This window comes from Candidatus Methanoperedens sp. (genome assembly GCA_012026795.1).
Classification (GTDB): domain Archaea; phylum Halobacteriota; class Methanosarcinia; order Methanosarcinales; family Methanoperedenaceae; genus Methanoperedens.
The window spans coordinates 203,857-221,294 of sequence record VEPM01000001.1 but is presented as its reverse complement, the minus strand read 5'-3'; the positions used below and the strand labels follow the sequence as shown (position 1 = coordinate 221,294).

The following is a 17,438-nucleotide window of genomic DNA, read 5'->3' as shown; positions in this document are numbered from 1 at the left end:
CTGCTATTTCACCATATTACCACTTTTATTTCACTTATCTATCGTCGAATGCCTCAACTCCACTGCCATGCCCTTGCCGCATCCTTTCATTTCCCACCCGCTCATATTCGCCCTTCCTGTTCCTAAAAACTTCTCGCCGATAACTATCACTTCGTCATTGGGGCGTATCTGCGGATCAGCATCCAGTATCCCGGGCGCAAGGATGCTGCTGTGCGGAATGAAATCGCCTATCGTTACCCTGTAATACGGATGATCGCGAAGACGCATCCCGCCCTCAACTGTAAGTGCAAGAGTTCCGTATTGGGGGATCAATGTTGCAAGCTGCTTTCCTGCAAATAACTGGAATTTTGGGAATGGCGCCCTGATAATTGCATCGTTGGGAACAAGCAGGTCGCTTGCTCCTTTTCCGAACTGGTAATCCACAGTTGCGCGCATCATGTCAAGTTTTCCCTGCTCTGCCGTTCTTTTTTTGGTGTTTTCAAGTCCTGAAACAACAAGCTCCAAGTTCCTGAGGGATTCATGTGATGTTACGCCGGTATCGGCAGTATAAATGAACTCAAGCCCAAGCTCGTCTGCTACGGATTCACATACCTCCCTGTAAGCGCCATGCACATGAGCGATGATATTCCTGTACTTATTTTTTTGAAGATATTGCCTCAGGCATCCTCCCACCCATGCTCTCTCTTCAAGGTCCCAGTGACCCGTTACAGGAGTATCGTAATGCGCTGCGGGATACATCAATTCCAGTTCGCGCGGGACAACTCCCATGGGGGAAGTGATAATTACCTCATGGACGAATTTGCGGTATTTACCAAGAGCATTGATGAATTTCTGGTGCGATAAGGAGATCGAATATGGCTTTTTGGCCGAGCATGGAAGAAGGACGAGCGTATCAAGATCAGGCGCAGTATAGCGTTCCAGTACACGCTGTGCAAATCTTCTTATCTCGACCCTGTTCAATGATTCCGGGGTATTTGCATACAGGGTATTTGACCTCAGGATCGGAGTTCTTTTTTCAAGAAAATCATGTTGCACATCCATCAAACGCAGCGCTGCTGTCAGCCATGGGCGCGCCCTGCACTGCCGTTCCACATATTCGCGAAGACTTCCTGACCTGATGTGCTCACGCACAGCACGAAGCTCCTCTTCAAGTTTCAGGGAATTATGCTGCGCCATCAGCCGGGCGCGCTCTTTTTTTGGCAATTTGAGCATTTCCTGCGGTGTTTTTGAAGAACATACAGGACATGAGCATGGGAATTCATGCAGCCTGTCCAGGTGGAATTCCCCGGAATTAGTAAGATAAATATCCTGGTATCCCTTGATAACAGGAGAGGTCTCATCGACCAGGTCCACGCCAAGATAAAGGAGCATTGCCAGGTTTTCAGGCGTAGCAAGAGCCGGGACATAAAGAAGAGAGTCAGCGCGGGTGTTTTCTTTTAGCCGGATGATTGAATCCACGAGTTCCCGTGCCCTGTTCTCAAGCTGCTTTGCTGCTGCAAGGACATAAAGTCCAGATTCCGGATATTCATTGATGAATGGATGTATCACAAGGCCGGTATGAGCCCAATTTGAACTTTCAGGTGGCACCTTTAGCTCTTTAATGATCTCTTCCCTTGTTTGCAGGGGGAGTGATCTATGGGGAAGAATGATTATTTTATTATCATTCTGTTCGATATATACAGCCCTTTTCCACAAGGAGCCCGAATCAACTATCAGGCAATCCTTTTCATGAAGATTTATTATAGCAGGGGTTGACAGTCCCTTTTCAAGAACAAGTTTACCTATCCTTGCTGCTGCGTCGCGATGGGTGACTTCAAATATTTTGCTCATAAGTTTCCTTGTGCTGTTTAGGTGAGGGGTTTATTTAAATATGAGCTAAAAGATTGACCATAACATTTATTATGTATGATAATGAACATACAACATGATTCCGTGGTGGGAATCGGAATGGAATGTTATGCGTGCCATGTACTGCATATGCCAGCGCAGTTTGCTAAAGTAAGAATGAAATAAAGAAAAAAGATTTGATAAAATAGGAGAAAAACGAGCATGAATAACGAGGAACCAAACCCGGGAAAGATATTTGAGACAACATTTGCCTTTACAACAACAAGGGTGCTAATTACGGCGATAGACCTTGAATTGTTCACACATATTGCAAGAGGGAACCATACTGTTGTTGAAATTGCAAACGCTGCATCGGCAAGCGAACGCGGTGTTGAGATCATACTGAACGGGCTCACATCATTGGATTTTCTTGTAAAATCCAATGGTACATACGACCTCACTCCTCTCTCGGAGAAGTTCCTCGTTAAAGGCAAACCATCGTACTTTGGGGATTTTGTGCAGCATGTGGATGATTTGTGGGAGCCGTGGAGCCACCTGACTGATGCGGCTAAGAAAGGCAAACCATTCAATAAAATTGAAAAAGACAATGGTCCTGAGTTCTTTGAGAAGATGGTTGGCCAAATTTTCCCGATGAGCTATCCCTGCGCAAAGGCCGCAGCAGAAGCGCTCGGTGCGGGTTCTTCATGGAAAAACCTTGATATACTTGATGTTGCTACCGGTTCAGGTGCATGGAGCATTGCATTTGCACAGGTCGATAAAGGTGCAAATGTAACAGCTCTTGATTGGCCGAATGTGCTTGAAGTAACAAAAAAGATGGTGAATAAATTTGATCTTGCCAGGAGATTCACCTATATGCCTGGAGACTTAAGAGAGGTGGATTTTGGTGAGAAACAATATGACCTCGCCATACTGGGGCATATTTGCCATACAGAAGGAGCAGAGAAAACCCGCGAATTGTTTTATCGTGTTCACAGGGCGCTAAAGCATGATGGGAAGGTTCTGATTGCTGAAATGATACCTGATGATGAACGTAAATGTGCAGTCTTTCCCCTTATGTTTGCTGCCAATATGCTAGTGAACAGCACGGACGGTAATACTTTTACGATGGCAGAATACACAGAATGGCTTGACGATGCAGGTTTCAGGGATATGACAATTATTGACGCGCCCGGTCCATCCCCACTTATCGTGGCAAGTAAATAACTGGTGATAGCAAGATCAAAACTACATTCAGGGATGGCCCAATAAGTTTAAATTGAAAAATCTAAGGTATGTAAAATCGCACTTCATAATTTATCCAGGAGGTTTGAACCACAATCTATTTTTAGTATGAAAAAACATGTATTATCATGGATCTACGCCAATGCAATAAGGGTTGTGAGGTGTGTACACCATGCGAGGAGTGCAATGCGCCACAGTTCAATGTGAATGTGATGTGCGGAAGCTGCCTGCAATGTGAGACCCCACATGTCGAAATGTATGAATGGAAATAATTGAAACCTGCTAATCGTTTTTTTCTAACGAGGCTGAAGAGTATCAGCCATAACATTAATTAACCCGGTAAAATATATAACTGTTGCACTATACAGGTGCATAATGGTAGAAAAGAAGGAGATACTCAGGATTTTAGATGGCTACGATAAGGAGAATATAGCTATTGCTACTGTTTGTTCACATAGCAGCCTTCAGATATTTGACGGGGCCAGGAAAGAGGGCTTCAGGACCATCGGAATAAGTGTAGGATCGCCTCCAAAATTCTATGATGCCTTCCCGAAAGGAAAGCCGGATGAATTTTTCATTGTAAAAGATTATAAGGAAATCCTTTCAAAAACAAAAGAGCTTGCAGCAAAGAATGCGATCATAATCCCGCACGGGTCTTTCGTGGAATATCTTGGGCATGAGAATTTCCAGAAGCTTCGCCTTCCCACATACGGAAACCGGAGCGTTCTTGAATGGGAATCGGACCGGGATATGAGCCGCAAATGGCTGGAATCAGCGGGTATAAAAATGCCGCGCCAGATAAAGAATCCGGAAGATATCGATTCTCCCATGATGGTCAAGTATTATGGAGCAAAAGGCGGTATGGGATTTTTTGTTGTGAAGAATTATTCTGATTTCCAGAAACGGATCAATCCTGCTGAAAAATACACCATTCAGGAGTTCGTTCTCGGGACGCGTTATTACATGCATTATTTTTACTCACCAATCAAGAATGACGGCTATAAGCTGAGTACCGGATCACTTGAACTCCTTGGAATCGACAGGCGCGTTGAATCAAATGCGGATGAGATATTCAGGATCGGATCGCCCACCGAGCTTGCAGAAGCCGGCATTTATCCGACTTTTGTAGTGACGGGAAACCTACCTCTTATGATACGGGAATCGCTTCTTCCCAAGATTTTCGAGATGGGAGAGAAGGTAGTGGAGAGATCACTTGAGTTATTCGGGGGCATGATCGGGCCGTTCTGTCTTGAAACTGTTGTAACAGACACACTTGAATTGAAGGTTTTCGAGATATCAGCCCGCATAGTTGCAGGGACCAATCTTTTCATTTCCGGTTCGCCATATTCGGATCTCATAGAAGAGAAACTATCTATGGGGCGGCGTATGGCTCGCGAGATAAAAATTGCGCAGGATACTGATTCGCTCAAGGAAGTAATATCATGATGCAAAAAAAGGAATATGATGTAATTATTGTAGGCGCAGGACCTGCAGGGATATTTGCAGCGCATGAGCTTGCGCAAAAGATGGATGTCCTTGTCATAGACATGGGCCGTGAAATTAAAGAGCGGGAATGCAAAATGAAGCGCCGCGGCATCTGCACCCATTGCGACCCATGCGACATCATGTGCGGCGTGGGCGGCGCAGGGACATATTCTGATGGGACTCTCAACCTTCGTCCGGACATCGGAGGGGATCTTGCCGAGCAAACGGGTGATGTTCAATACGCATGGCAGCTTGTTGATTATGTGGATAAGGTATTCCTGAAATACGGAGCTCCTGACCATCTTTATATTCCTAAAGGCGATGAGGTGGAGCAGTTAAAGCGAAGGGCAGCGTCTGTCGGGGCGCGATTCATTGAAATTATCCAGAGGCATATCGGGTCTGATAATGCGCCCATAGTTATCGAAAATTTTGAAAAGGACATGAAAGAGAAAGGCGTTGAGTTCCTGCTTGATACGAAAGTAGAGGACCTGGTCATAGAAGAAAATACCTGCACAGGTGTTGTTTTATCGGACGGCACAAAGATCAGTTCCCGCTTTACTATCATTGCGCCTGGAAGGGTAGGCGCGAAATGGATCGATGAGATTTTGCATAAACACAAAATTGAGGCAAAATATGCTCCCATTGATGTGGGAGTAAGGGTTGAAGTCCCTTCGATAATAATGGATCCGATAACATACATAAATCATGACCCCAAATTCCACATACAGACAAAGACATATGATGATTTTGTAAGGACTTTCTGTACCAATGAAAGGGGTTTTGTGGTAAAGGAAGAATATGAGGATTTTATCGCCACTAATGGCCATTCCATGACGAACGAGCAATCAGAGAATACGAATTTTGCTTTTATCGTCAGGGTCGAACTCACTGAACCCATCGAGAATACAGTACGCTATGGAAGGTCTATTGCAAAGCTTGCAACAACTATAGGCGGCGGGAAACCTGTGATCCAGAGGATGGGCGACCTGCGCCGCGGAAGGCGAACCACCCAGCACAGGCTTAAAAAGAACCAGGTCATAAATACACTTAAAGATGTCACGCCTGGAGATATTTCCATGGCCCTGCCGCACCGCATCGTTACCGATATCAGGGAAGGGCTTGATGTACTAAATGAGATTATACCGGGTGTAGCGGCGGATTCCACACTATTATACGCTCCGGAGATTAAGTTTTATTCGATGCAGGTAATTGTTAACCGTGACATGGAATCAAGCGTCAGGAATCTTTTCGCGGCCGGGGATGGCGCAGGGCTTTCAAGAGATATTGTGAATGCTGCGGCAACCGGTGTGATTGCAGGAAGGGGAATATTGAAAAATCTATAAATTAATGAGTGGGTTGATGAGCTGACCCCCGGATAATTTCCGCAGGGCCTGCAGCACCCTTGCAACACAAACATTTGTGATTGCCTGCTGCAAATTGCGCTCCATGCGCTTTCTCATTGCACCCCCATCGGGTGAAATCCCAGTCGAGCCACTTCCTTTTAGACCATGTATGGCCACAGGACCTTTACGCCCGGGAAACTTGGAAATTCTTTTTCTATTTCCAATATGGCTTTTCTGCCGATTTCATACTAGCTCATCATAGCGTGCACCATATTCAACCACATTCATGATGATATATGGTAATTGGTTATTCTGTTTTATCATGATTAATAGTTTTTGGTAACAAATATGGTATAAAATATGATATAAAATGTAATATAATTCAAATTTCAACAAAACCAAGGTCTGTTAAGAGGTTACGCGCAATTTCAATTGATTCTTCCCTGGTTTTTGCTTTTATAAGCATCCTGCCGCTTGGATACATTGAGACGTCTACTCCCTTATATGTCAGCAATAATATGTGTTTTGTTGAAATTTTCGGATCAAGAACACAACTTGCCTTGATCAGATCGATCTTAATATTGGTGCTCACTTCAAAAGCTGTCCTTCCTGAGCATACCCTGACTGAAATAACCATATTCTGTTTTGTGTGAGATGTAAAGCAAATATATAAGCATGTGTATAATGTCAATGAAAACAAATGGGTAAAATTGTATCGTCTTTAGTGGTATCTTTAATTATTCTTACACTTTCAGGGTCAGCTGCAAATGATATTATCCTGAATGGGACTGATTTTTATCTTTCCACGGGAGATTCATATGGCCTTTCCCAGGGATATGTAATAAAATTAAAAAGTGTGAGCAATGAGGATTCCGTCTGGCTTGAATTAGAATCAAACGACACGATCGTGAAGAGTGAAATTATACATCTTAAAGAGTATTTCACTTATAATAAGACTAACAGGACAATATTATCCCTGAAAGTGGATAATATATATTCGGGTTCAAAGGATACAAATCTTGTTTCTTTTTTTCCTGTGTACCAATACATTGATTCTGACATGCCCGTGCCAAAAATTATCGAAATAACACCTGTTAAGACCCCGGAACAAACAAACTACAGCGCCCCACCTAAGGAACAACCCATTCCTGAATTTATAATCTGGATAACCGGAGTTATTTTAGTAATTGCATTATTTTATATTGTCCGGAAATTATGGTGATTGGATGAAACTTTTAAAAAAAGACCTGCGGGGAAATGATGGTGAGATCTCGCTCAGGGTGGAATCGTTAGATGACATGTGGCACTTAAAATACATACTTGAGCCGCATGATAGTGTTTTTGCATTCACGAAAAGGCGTATTGAGGGGGCTACGGATAAACTGAGACCTGAAAAAGCTGATAAGAAAACGGTGCGACTCGGGATATGCGTCGAGAAAGTAGAGTTCCATAAGTTCGCAAACCGCCTGCGCGTTCACGGCACTATAGTTGATGGAATTGATACCGGCGCATACCATACGATAAATATCGAAGAGGGAACTGATATTTCCATAATCAAAAAGTGGAAGAGCGACCAGCTGGAAAGAATAAAAGAAGCCCAGATCGCATCCATGCGTCCCAGAGTGGTTATCGCGACAATAGAAGAAGGAGAAGCTTCCATTGGAATGGTAAGACAGTTCGGTGTTGAAGAATCGTCATCTCTCCGGCAATCACTTGGAAAAGGCGAGGGCAATACACGTAATGAATTCTTCGGGGAACTGGCTTCGCAGTTAAAATGGGCAGCGGATAAAGTGGATGCTGTCATACTTGCAGGACCGGGATTTACAAAAGAGGATTTTCTTGAATTTATAAGAAAGAGGGAACCTGAACTCGCAAAAAAAGCGACTCTTGAAGATACCACTTCAATCGGTATATCCGGATTCCAGGAGGTTCTCCGAAGAGGCGCAGTTGACAGGATAATGGAAGAATCAAGGATCGGAAGGGAAGCAAAACTTATTGAAGAATTGATGAAAGAGATATCCATAAACGGGAAAGTATCCTATGGAATGGCAGATGTCAGGAACGCACAGGATCTTGGAGCGATCAATACTCTTTTGATTACTGATGAATTGCTTCGCACCGAACGTGAAGGCAAATCAATCGATGATTTCTTAAAAGAAGTTGAGCATTCACAGGGAAGAATTGTAGTATTTAGCACGGAGTTTGAGCCGGGAAAGAAGCTTGAAGCCCTGGGAGGTATAGCCGCACTTTTGCGGTTCCGGGTGAACCCATGAATATTGTGATTGATGAGGCTGCTATTGATATCAGATATCTTCTTAACAGGGGGTTCCCCCAGAAAGGCGCGGTGGGATTTGTATGCGATCACTACAGGATAGATTCTGACTCAAGGCATCTTCTTTCAAGGGCAGTTATCGCAGGGTCAGTTTCCGAGAAAAGGCGCCTGAAATTCTTGCCATGTGATAAAATACAGGGAAATAAGGTCATAATTGACGGATATAATATCATTATCGGAATGGAAAGTATACTTGAGAAAAAAGCAATTCTTTGCGATGACGGGGTTATCAGGGATATAAAGGGCGTATCCAGGAATTTCAGTATTTCCGGGGATACATACCATGCCATTGAATTGATATTATCATTCTTGAAAGAGAAAGATCCTTCAGAAGTACATTTTCTTTTTGATTCGCAGATCAGTAAAAGCGGTGTACTTGCAGGACTGCTCAGGGAAAAGATCGATCAGGCAGGTTTAATTGGCGATGCCCGTACTTCAAGACATGTAGATCATGATCTGAAGTGCTCTCATGATATCGTAGCATCAAGTGATGGCGTGATAATAGATAACGCTGGAAAAACAATTAATTTTCTTTTTTGTATAATATGCGAAATCCCGCGTCTTGAAGCCGGGATTTTAAAAATAAACGAATTACAGGATTGCACATGAAAAGGATAGGTATTTCAGTAACAGACCCGACAGATTGGACTGGAGTTGCATTCCAGAATTCCGTTACGCGATGTGGGATGGATGCCCTGGCTTTTAGCTTCAGTGAAGCGACTTCAAACATTTTATCAGGTAAGTTATACTCAAAGGAGATCGATCTTACAACTCTTGATGCTGTCATTGTAAGAGACCTCGGGCCTTCAACAAGAAATGATGTTTCTTTCAGGTTCGATATCCTCTGCCAGCTTGAAGAGCTTGGTATAACGGTCATCAATTCACCAGGATCAATAGCAAGGTCTGCCAATAAATATGTTTCAAGTTATATGTTCCGTAAAAATGGGATCAATACACCCGAAACCCTGGTGACGAACTGCCAGGAGGAAGCGTTTGATGCATTATCATCTTTCGGGCGCGCTGTGGTGAAGCCTGTATTCGGATATAAAGGGATTGGCGTAGAATGCGTTAAAAATAATGAGAGGGGAAGGCAGAAACTCAAGGCGCTGCTTGAAAAAAACGGTCTTGTGTATATCCAGGAATTTATTCCCAATCCCGGAAGGGACATCAGGGTATTTGTTGTGGATAATAAAGTGATGGGCTCGATCTACAGGATAGCTCCAGAAGGGAGCTGGATCAATAACCTGAGCCAGGGAGGCAGCGCCAGACCCTGCATATTGACAGGAGAACAGGAAAAATTGAGCCTGGAAGCTTCAAAGATTATAGGAACGACTTACGCTGGCGTGGATATTATCGAAGGTGATAAACCTTATGTTATTGAGATCAATGGAACGCCCTCCGGCAAAGGTATATTCGAGGCGTGTGGGGTGGATGTCACGATCGATATTATTGAATATATAAAGAATTTAATTAAGTGATACCACAAAGTATATAATAATCATCATCATAATATGGGTTGAATTAAAGGGTAGGATAATATGGATAATTCAAATGAAATTATAATTTATAAAATTATTGATTCTTTGATATATATCTTGTATCTATCTTTTGTTTTCCTTTCAATCCAGATATTATTCCTGTGGAGGGATATTGATAAAGAATTAGCAAGGTCAATAATAACCAGACCTTTCTTAAGAAAAAATTGTTTATATTTTTCGTTTGGCATATTTTTCATTTTTTCTGATCTTTCAGATGGGATCAAACAATTCGATGCATATTCTGGTATATTGGAAGCGCTGGTGCCTTTTACTCTTGTTTTAGTTTCTTATGAATGGTACAGGAAATTAAGACCAATGGTATACAAATTATTACCAGAAGAACTTACGAATTTCAAAGAATGTTCTCCATTTTCTTAGGATTCTCTTAATCGAAAACTATTTTTATGTTGAGTATAATTATAGACTGCTATTATTTTAGGGTAGCTTTTATAATAATTATGCAATCATTAAAATCATGGATGTGAAAAACATTGTTCGAAGATAAAGAAATAGGGAACGTTCCTTTGAGACTAAATGACTACATCAGAGTACTCAAGCTTACAAGGAAACCATCAAGAGAAGAATTTTCAGTGATTGCAAAAGTAGCGGGTGCAGGTATACTTTTAGTAGGATTCATAGGTTTTATCATTTATATATTAATAACGGTAATGCCGGGATGGTTTAAATGAACGATGAAGCTGCCGCCATATATGTCATCAAGACAACAGCGAACCAGGAAAGGACGGTAGCGAATTTGATAGAGAAAGTTACCAGGAAAGAGCATCTGGGCATTTATGCAGTGCTTGCCCCTGATGAACTGAAAGGCTATGTTCTTGTCGAAGCCGCAAGTCCTGAAGCAGTGGATGAGGTCATCCAGGATGTCCCCCATGCCAGGGCGATGATCAAAGGCCAGTCAAGTTTCGATGAAATATCCCATTTCCTTACGCCCAAGCTTTCCGTTACCGGAATTACAGAAGGAAGCATAGTGGAACTGATATCAGGTCCATTCAAGGGAGAAAAAGCACGGGTAAAAAGGATTGATTCAACTCATGAAGAGATTACAGTCGAATTGTTCGAGGCGATGGTTCCCATCCCTGTAACAGTTCGCGGTGATAATGTTCGAATATTGAAACGAGAAGATGAAGAAGAGAAATAATATTAACAGGAGATATTAAAATGGTTAGCGTTGTAGAAGCATTGGTTTCCGGCGGTTCAGCGTCCGCAGGTCCGCCACTGGGTCCATCACTTGGCCCGCTTGGCGTAAATGTAAAGGCAATAATAGATAAAATAAATGAACAGACAGCAGCTTTTAAGGGAATGCAGGTTCCGGTCAAAGTAATCGTTGATGATAAGAAACAATTCACAATAACGGTGGGAACGCCCCCGACATCAGCACTCATAATAAAAGAGGCTGGCATCGAAAAGGGCTCAGGAACACCGAATACTGTGACCGCTGGCAATATAACGGCCAAACAGGCTGTCAAGATCGCCAAAATGAAAAAGAACGACACTCTTGCAAAATCATTGAAAAATACAGTGAAAGAGGTTGTTGGTTCATGCGTTCCCCTTGGTGTAACTTTTGAAGGATTAAAACCCAAGGAAGCAATCGCGGCAATTAACAGCGGTAAATTCGACTCGGAATTCTCCGAGCCGAAGTGAACTACGCAACCTAAAGGGCTTGCGTGTCTTGCGTCATCATGGCTCTATTGAGTCCACTCGGACAAGCGTTAATTCCCGCAGTTCCTGCGGTACTTTTTGATCTTGCTAATATATTTCTTGCAGCATTAGTATCCCTATCCAGAACAAGACCACAGAAAGGACATGAATGTATCCGAACTTTCAGGTCTTTAGGTACTGGATTACCACATCCACTGCAATTCTGTGATGTTCCTTTCGGATTGATCTGCTCAACGATTTTTCCGGCACATTCTGCCTTGAAAGTCGTCAATTGGATCAGTTGATACCATCCTGCATCGGCTATGGATTTGGCAATATGGTGGTTCTGCATCATGTTTTGTATCTGCAAATCCTCAAAAACAATTTTATCATACTTATTGACAAGCATCCTGCTTATCTTGTGAGCAAAATCATTTCTCTGATTCCTGATCGCCCGATGAGTTTTAGCTACGATCTTGGTCTGTTTTTTCCTGTTATGGCTTCCTTTCTTTTTCCGCGAAAGCCTTATCTGTCGTCTTGATAATTTCTTTTCTGATTCTCTCAGGAACTCAGGCGGTTCTATTCTATCATCGTTGCTCAGTCTGAGCAAAGAGTAAAGACCTACATCTACCCCAATTTCGTTTTTGATTTCAACAGGTATAGGATCATCCATTTCTACTGAAAAAGTGACATACCATTGGTCAATATCCTTTTTAATCGTACAGGTCTTTATCTTTCCTTCTATCTCTCGATGCTGAATTAGCTTGATAGCTCCGATTTTTGAAAGGATGATTTTCCCATTTTCAATTCCAAATCCGGACTGTGGGTATGTGAATGAATTGTACCTATTCCTTCCCTGAAATCTCGGATAACCAAAGCCATTGAAAAAATTCTTGAAACTTCTATCCACTCTTTTGAGAACATTTTGTAGTACCTGAGAAAAAACTTCTTTTTGATAGGATGTTTTGTTGGCTGCCGTTGCTTTTTGTTGTTCATAACAGCTTATCCATTCAGGTTTTCCCCAGGGACAAACGTCAAATTCTCGTCTTAACCTGTTAAGCTCCGCCTGTAGTTTTCGTTCAGCCAGAGAATCGTTGTACAGGCGTCGGCATGTGGAAAGTGTACTATTCAGCTTAACTTCCTGATTCTTATTCGGGTATAATCTGAATTGGTAAGTTTTTCTCATGCTGTTTCCTGTTTCAGTATAGCAGGATATATGCTTTAGGAGAGGGAAGTGAAAGTATTCAAGGGGGTATGGATTCATCCAGTTCTTCTAAAGGGCTGGCGTTCTCTATCCCTTGACCCTAATGAAGTAATTTTTTTAGATATACTTTTTTAAATCAACTTATCACAACATCAGCCCTGTTCTCCGTGACGTGCAGGTAGGTGAGAGCGCCGGGGCCGGGGTCGTAGTTAAGTGTTAACTGCGATTTTGAATAATCTACTTTTCGGCTTTCATCAGTGATGAAAGTGACATCAGATCCCATAAAAGTGAGATAATGCTGGAAAATATCATAAACACTGCGACTATTTCCCGAACCCGGCCAGGTATTCAAAGTATCACTTGTTGTAAGATTCATACTTTTATTAAGGAAATCAACATTTATAGAGTTTGGCCAACTACTGACTCCTCCGCACAACAGGCATCCTTTCCATTCTTCCTCTCCACTGGATGAATTAAATTCTATTTTGATCATAAAATTATTTCCATCTTTTTCTACATCCAATTCCAGTTTATTGGTACCATTTATTGCATAAATCTCCCAATCCATGTTATTAAGTTTATTCATTTGGCTATCGAAAAGATTAACTGAAAAATTATTTACTGGAGTCGGATTGCTTGTATTGATATTCCTCATTGTGATCTCACCAGCAGGTAAGGAAAAAGTTCCCATCGGGGATAAAACTTCAAGAACAATAATAGCGGTCTTATTTCTATCATCAACTGAAACATTTGTATAACTCAGGGTTCTGGCATAATCAGCCCATGATTTATAATAATCACTTTTTATATTGACATTAACTTTTCCATTTTTACTTCCGTTTACTGGATTCACCATTCCTGAACTCGCATTGGGATACTTTATTATGGGCGTTATTTTCTTGATGGAAACCACTGTAGTTCCTTCTCCCGCAAAAGACGCATTGCCGCTTACATTAATTACAGGAAGCGTTAATGTCCAGCCATTATAATGGAATTCAGGGGGAGAAAGCATAACTGTGCCGCCGTCTGGATATTGAGCCCATACACCGCCGCCCTCATAAGATACTATCCTGTCTTCAAGAGTATATTTTATTCTCCCCATAGGAATAGTGAAATTAAAATCACTGCTGTTTATAACAATATAACTCGGATTCCTGGAGCTGTTCGGCTCGACAGTCACTGTGCCTCCGCCAGGTTCAATATTTGTTACCTGAAGCGGTGAATCGCCCAATGTTACCCTGCTCGCACGTGAGTCAAGTACAGTGAAGGCCTGTTCCACATTCTTGGAATTTGCCATATCTTCTAAGTTGTAAATCGCAGGCACGCCGAACAGGGTTATCATGCCTATTCCAAGAATAGTAATAGCCAGGATAATTATATGGCCGATAACTTCTGCCTCTGCTCTTTCAGAATAAAAAAGTTTCATTCTACCTCCGTATCCAGCTGGATATTTATTATAAAGACATCAATATTTTTCATTTCAAGTATTGCAGTGCATTCATCCGAAGAACAGGAACTCCAGGCTATAACATTAGTGAAATAATTCTTCCACCCATTTGAATAAGTGCTATTTATCGTTATACTGATATTGCTCACATTTTTATAGGTATTTACATTCGGTATACCCCTGGCTGTAACCCTGCTCATACCGCTGCCGCCTATAGACGAAGTTCCGCCTATTGCCACAACAGGAATAATAAGCGTTTTACTCTGATTAGTAATGAGAGGTTTTGAAACAAGGACCGTATTGCCATTTGGGTACATGGCCCATACACCTGTGCTTTCATAAGCGACGATGGTTTCACCTACCACACTTTCAATGCTTCGCACCTGCCTGTCTATCAGGGTAACATTTTCATTTGTCGAATTTATTGCTGTAATATTGATGAAACTATCTCCCGTAACGCTTAGCGACCCACCGTACATTTTCAGCTCTACGCTCTGAGAAGGCGCCTGCCCCATCACAACTTTATTGATATTATTCGCAAGTACAATAAAACTCTGCTTTGTATTTTCTATATGGTTTGCTTCCTGGGCATTTTTCACGATGGGATATCCTGCCAGTCCTATGAGTCCGATGGATAACACCAGTAAACCAAGGATAGTGACAAAGTCAACTACTTCAGAGACTGCATCTTCAGAGGAAAGAAATTTTTTGTTATTCATTGTTTTATTTTCATTGATTTATTGTTGTTATCGTACCAGAGTGTATAGTCCTGGATGTTGCTGTATATCTGCTCATTTATAATATAAGAAGAATTAAATGGTATCCAGGCCATAGCATCATTTTCCGCGTTCATGAATATCTTTTCGCGGATTATATTGATAGTATAGCTCTCACCCGCAATGGATGCAGGAATTGAAAAATCATATTCGAGCTCATTTACAGTACCTCCGTATGATCCTGTTATATTTAACAGGATATCCATAGAAGTTACCCTTGCTGCAAATCCACTTCCCAGGATATCAAAACTTGCTTTCATCGCTGTTTCTTTTGAGTTCTGCGAGAGAGTATAAAAAGAAAGAACAATCCCGGAGAAAACCAGCACTGTAATTGAGAACATGAGAATAAAACCAATTGTGATAGATACTGCATCCTCATTTTCGGGTAGTTTTTTTATTTTCATATTATCACCACGGCACTGAAACAGGAATAGTGATATTGGCGCGCATATCGCTGGTAGAAAGAATTATTGTGGCGTTCAAGACGTAATCACGGGCGCGGATGAAGGGTATATTATTACTTGTACCTGTGATGTTAAATCTGCCAGACACATTCCCACCATTTATAAATGATATTTTATATGGCTGGGTGGTTACATTTGCTATGATTTGACTGTTAGTAATTGTGCGATTTTCAGGGGTGATGAAGTTTATTTTCCATGATGAGGTTGAACTGGTAATACTTATGTTAAAAGGGGATGAAATTGTAGTTACATTAATCGTTATGTTCGAATTTTTAACATTTTCAATGACTGTCCAGTTCGCTGCGCCGTTTGCAGTTCCATTATCTGTGAAATTTGCATAGCGTGTGTTGTTCCAGTTGCTTATATCCGGGCTCAAGTTCACGACTTCACCATGCAGCGCATAAATTTTCGATAAGTTCCCACTAAAATTTTGCATTTGGTTTGTAAAATTTGTAACCTTCAGTGCAGGATTTTGTCCTGTTGCAGTTACATTCCTGTATGCGCTTTTTATTTCATCCCCGCTTATACGCATAAGGTTCACCACATCATATTTTATGGAGTCGCCTCCTGCTTCCCCGGCCATATTGCTTTCAAATATTATATTATTGAGCATAACCGTGGCAATAACAAGACCGATCGCAACGATAAAGCCTGCAAGAAGCATAAACTGGGCGCGCTCATTTTCTATTATTCCCATCACATCCTCCATAAAACAAGTTTGACATCAACAATATTATAAAGGTCGGTTGAGGGATCGATATCTGTTAACAGAATATTATTCTTATTTGGGTTATCACTGTTATGTAATACGATTTTCCTTGAAATTATCACGGCATTGTCTGAAGGATTCCCATTGTAAATCATTTTCTGGGTTAATAAAGAAGTTCCGTTGTTCCTAAGAAAAGTCAGTTCCACACTATGCGCAATTCCCTGCGTTGTCAGAGTATAGTTGAGGCTGTTGGTTAGATTATTTGTAAGATTGTTTTGAGGGTAAGAAGCATTCCCCTTTTCCATATATTTTGTTCCGTCCCAGGTATATTCTTTGCCATTCCAGTCCAGTACATCATTCTTTAACTTTGAATTATATCCGGGTTCAGCGTAATCAAGTGCCCCTAAAATATCCTGGCCGAGTACCTGAAGCTCAGTTTCCACGTGAACGTTCGCTGTTGAAGAAGTAAGCGGTGTCATTGAAGTTGCATCTATTGCATATACAATAACAAGAAGCATTATTGTGGCAGCGGCTACTCCTTCCAGTGTATGCATCTGGCCTTTTTCATCTAACACAATTACCACACCCTTACTGAGAGGATAGCTGTTTCATTATATCCGGTAGAGGAATTTATGATCAATACTATACGTTTAATTTGCCCGATATCAGTTGTTCCGGGAAGAGCTGGACCGCTCAGTAATGGAAAACCGGTGCCATATTGATTCATAATAGTTCCGTTCAGGTACGCAACTGTTACATTCATATTAAACGCGGATTCAACGCTGGATAAACCAATTTCCAGAAGTGCGGCATTATAGTTGGCCGGGTTTGAATAATTTAATTTCGTATTATTGAAATAATATAATTTATCCTGGTCAATAACATTTAATTCACTTGATTTTTCTGAATGAAGCATTCGTTCAACAAGTACGGTTCCTGCCCTGTCCGCAGCAAGTGTAACCTGGTCAGAGCTTGACTGAAAGGGAGTAAATATGCTATTAATGAACTGAAAAACAAAAAAAACTGAAAGGAGAAATATTCCGATCCCTGCCATATAATCTATATTTACCTGGGCATTATCGTTTTTTAAAAAGTTAATTATTTTCATTGCCCCTCCTTATGAAAGTTGCTCCTCTGAGGACAAAATGCGAGGAGGCCTCTATATATACTGAATATTTAGAGGTGCTAAACTCGATTGTCCAATATTGCTCTAACTGTCCGCAACTAAGCATGTCCATATTTCATCATCAGCATACTTATCATACAATGCTTATACAAAAGACTTATGGCGGTAAATACATTGTCATTAATTCAATGATGATTACTATAAAAGAATCCTGTTGAATCCGTAACGCAATTTGGTATTTAGATGGTTATATGATTTGTGATTAAATAAAAATCTGCAAAGAAAAAAT

General features: G+C 41.4%; 19 protein-coding genes and 1 pseudogene. 11 read left to right on the top strand and 9 right to left on the bottom strand.

Annotated elements, in window-relative coordinates:
* Positions 1–30 precede the first annotated feature (30 nt).
* Entirely contained in the window at positions 31–1,830 is a 1,800-nt protein-coding gene (locus FIB07_01060; GenBank protein NJD51438.1) for a tRNA-guanine transglycosylase, read from the bottom strand.
* 219 nt (positions 1,831–2,049) lie between these two features.
* On the opposite strand from FIB07_01060, the gene FIB07_01055 reads away from it, so the two are divergent.
* The 3 genes from FIB07_01055 to FIB07_01045 all read left to right on the top strand — a co-directional run bounded on the left by FIB07_01055 (position 2,050) and on the right by FIB07_01045 (position 5,897).
* Complete coding sequence (locus FIB07_01055; protein NJD51437.1) at positions 2,050–3,051, top strand: methyltransferase domain-containing protein; 1,002 nt, start codon at positions 2,050–2,052, stop codon at positions 3,049–3,051.
* Between the two features lie 393 nt (positions 3,052–3,444).
* A complete protein-coding gene (locus FIB07_01050; GenBank protein NJD51436.1) occupies positions 3,445–4,515 on the top strand; it encodes a formate--phosphoribosylaminoimidazolecarboxamide ligase in 1,071 nt (356 codons plus the stop codon).
* Positions 4,512–5,897: an NAD(P)/FAD-dependent oxidoreductase gene (locus FIB07_01045; GenBank protein NJD51435.1), complete on the top strand. Its 1,386-nt coding sequence runs from the start codon at positions 4,512–4,514 to the stop codon at positions 5,895–5,897. Before FIB07_01050 ends, FIB07_01045 begins: the two co-directional genes overlap by 4 nt.
* 382 nt (positions 5,898–6,279) lie before the next feature.
* Here the strand turns inward: FIB07_01045 and FIB07_01040 are convergent, their stop codons facing one another.
* Positions 6,280–6,534 (bottom strand): hypothetical protein, encoded by a 255-nt coding sequence (locus FIB07_01040; protein NJD51434.1) that lies wholly within the window; start codon positions 6,532–6,534, stop codon positions 6,280–6,282.
* A gap of 63 nt (positions 6,535–6,597) precedes the next feature.
* Here FIB07_01040 and FIB07_01035 point away from each other — a divergent pair, with 63 nt between their 5' ends.
* The 8 genes from FIB07_01035 to FIB07_01000 all read left to right on the top strand — a co-directional run bounded on the left by FIB07_01035 (position 6,598) and on the right by FIB07_01000 (position 11,426).
* Entirely contained in the window at positions 6,598–7,119 is a 522-nt protein-coding gene (locus FIB07_01035) for a hypothetical protein (GenBank protein ID NJD51433.1), read from the top strand.
* Positions 7,120–7,123: 4 nt separating this feature from the next.
* Positions 7,124–8,170 carry an mRNA surveillance protein pelota gene (locus tag FIB07_01030; protein ID NJD51432.1) on the top strand — a complete coding sequence of 349 codons (1,047 nt, stop codon included), beginning with the start codon at positions 7,124–7,126 and terminating at the stop codon, positions 8,168–8,170.
* Positions 8,167–8,838 (top strand): DUF434 domain-containing protein, encoded by a 672-nt coding sequence (locus FIB07_01025; GenBank protein NJD51431.1) that lies wholly within the window; start codon positions 8,167–8,169, stop codon positions 8,836–8,838. The genes FIB07_01030 and FIB07_01025 overlap by 4 nt, the downstream gene beginning before the upstream one ends.
* On the top strand, positions 8,835–9,707 hold the full coding sequence (locus FIB07_01020; GenBank protein ID NJD51430.1) for a RimK family alpha-L-glutamate ligase: 873 nt from the start codon (positions 8,835–8,837) through the stop codon (positions 9,705–9,707). Before FIB07_01025 ends, FIB07_01020 begins: the two co-directional genes overlap by 4 nt.
* Positions 9,708–9,767: 60 nt before the next feature.
* Positions 9,768–10,145, top strand: coding sequence for a hypothetical protein (locus FIB07_01015; GenBank protein ID NJD51429.1), 378 nt, complete (start codon positions 9,768–9,770; stop codon positions 10,143–10,145).
* A 113-nt stretch (positions 10,146–10,258) separates the two neighbouring features.
* Positions 10,259–10,456: a protein translocase SEC61 complex subunit gamma gene (locus FIB07_01010; GenBank protein NJD51428.1), complete on the top strand. Its 198-nt coding sequence runs from the start codon at positions 10,259–10,261 to the stop codon at positions 10,454–10,456.
* The gene (locus tag FIB07_01005) at positions 10,453–10,923 is read left to right on the top strand and encodes a transcription elongation factor Spt5 (GenBank protein ID NJD51427.1); all 471 of its coding nucleotides are present in this window, start codon (positions 10,453–10,455) and stop codon (positions 10,921–10,923) included. The genes FIB07_01010 and FIB07_01005 overlap by 4 nt, the downstream gene beginning before the upstream one ends.
* A 20-nt stretch (positions 10,924–10,943) precedes the next feature.
* Positions 10,944–11,426: a 50S ribosomal protein L11 gene (locus FIB07_01000; protein NJD51426.1), complete on the top strand. Its 483-nt coding sequence runs from the start codon at positions 10,944–10,946 to the stop codon at positions 11,424–11,426.
* An 88-nt stretch (positions 11,427–11,514) separates the two neighbouring features.
* Here FIB07_01000 and FIB07_00995 read toward each other — a convergent pair.
* The 7 genes and pseudogenes from FIB07_00995 to FIB07_00965 form a co-directional block, all read right to left on the bottom strand.
* Positions 11,515–12,609: pseudogene (locus tag FIB07_00995) on the bottom strand (IS200/IS605 family element transposase accessory protein TnpB).
* Positions 12,610–12,763: 154 nt separating this feature from the next.
* On the bottom strand, positions 12,764–14,053 hold the full coding sequence (locus tag FIB07_00990) for a hypothetical protein (GenBank protein ID NJD51425.1): 1,290 nt from the start codon (positions 14,051–14,053) through the stop codon (positions 12,764–12,766).
* Positions 14,050–14,793 (bottom strand): hypothetical protein, encoded by a 744-nt coding sequence (locus FIB07_00985; GenBank protein ID NJD51424.1) that lies wholly within the window; start codon positions 14,791–14,793, stop codon positions 14,050–14,052. Before FIB07_00985 ends, FIB07_00990 begins: the two co-directional genes overlap by 4 nt.
* Positions 14,790–15,254 (bottom strand): hypothetical protein, encoded by a 465-nt coding sequence (locus FIB07_00980; GenBank protein ID NJD51423.1) that lies wholly within the window; start codon positions 15,252–15,254, stop codon positions 14,790–14,792. Before FIB07_00980 ends, FIB07_00985 begins: the two co-directional genes overlap by 4 nt.
* 4 nt (positions 15,255–15,258) lie before the next feature.
* Positions 15,259–16,011 carry a hypothetical protein gene (locus FIB07_00975; protein NJD51422.1) on the bottom strand — a complete coding sequence of 251 codons (753 nt, stop codon included), beginning with the start codon at positions 16,009–16,011 and terminating at the stop codon, positions 15,259–15,261.
* On the bottom strand, positions 16,011–16,598 hold the full coding sequence (locus tag FIB07_00970; protein NJD51421.1) for a hypothetical protein: 588 nt from the start codon (positions 16,596–16,598) through the stop codon (positions 16,011–16,013). The genes FIB07_00975 and FIB07_00970 overlap by 1 nt, the downstream gene beginning before the upstream one ends.
* A gap of 2 nt (positions 16,599–16,600) precedes the next feature.
* Positions 16,601–17,131: a hypothetical protein gene (locus FIB07_00965; GenBank protein ID NJD51420.1), complete on the bottom strand. Its 531-nt coding sequence runs from the start codon at positions 17,129–17,131 to the stop codon at positions 16,601–16,603.
* Between the last annotated feature and the right edge of the window lie 307 nt (positions 17,132–17,438).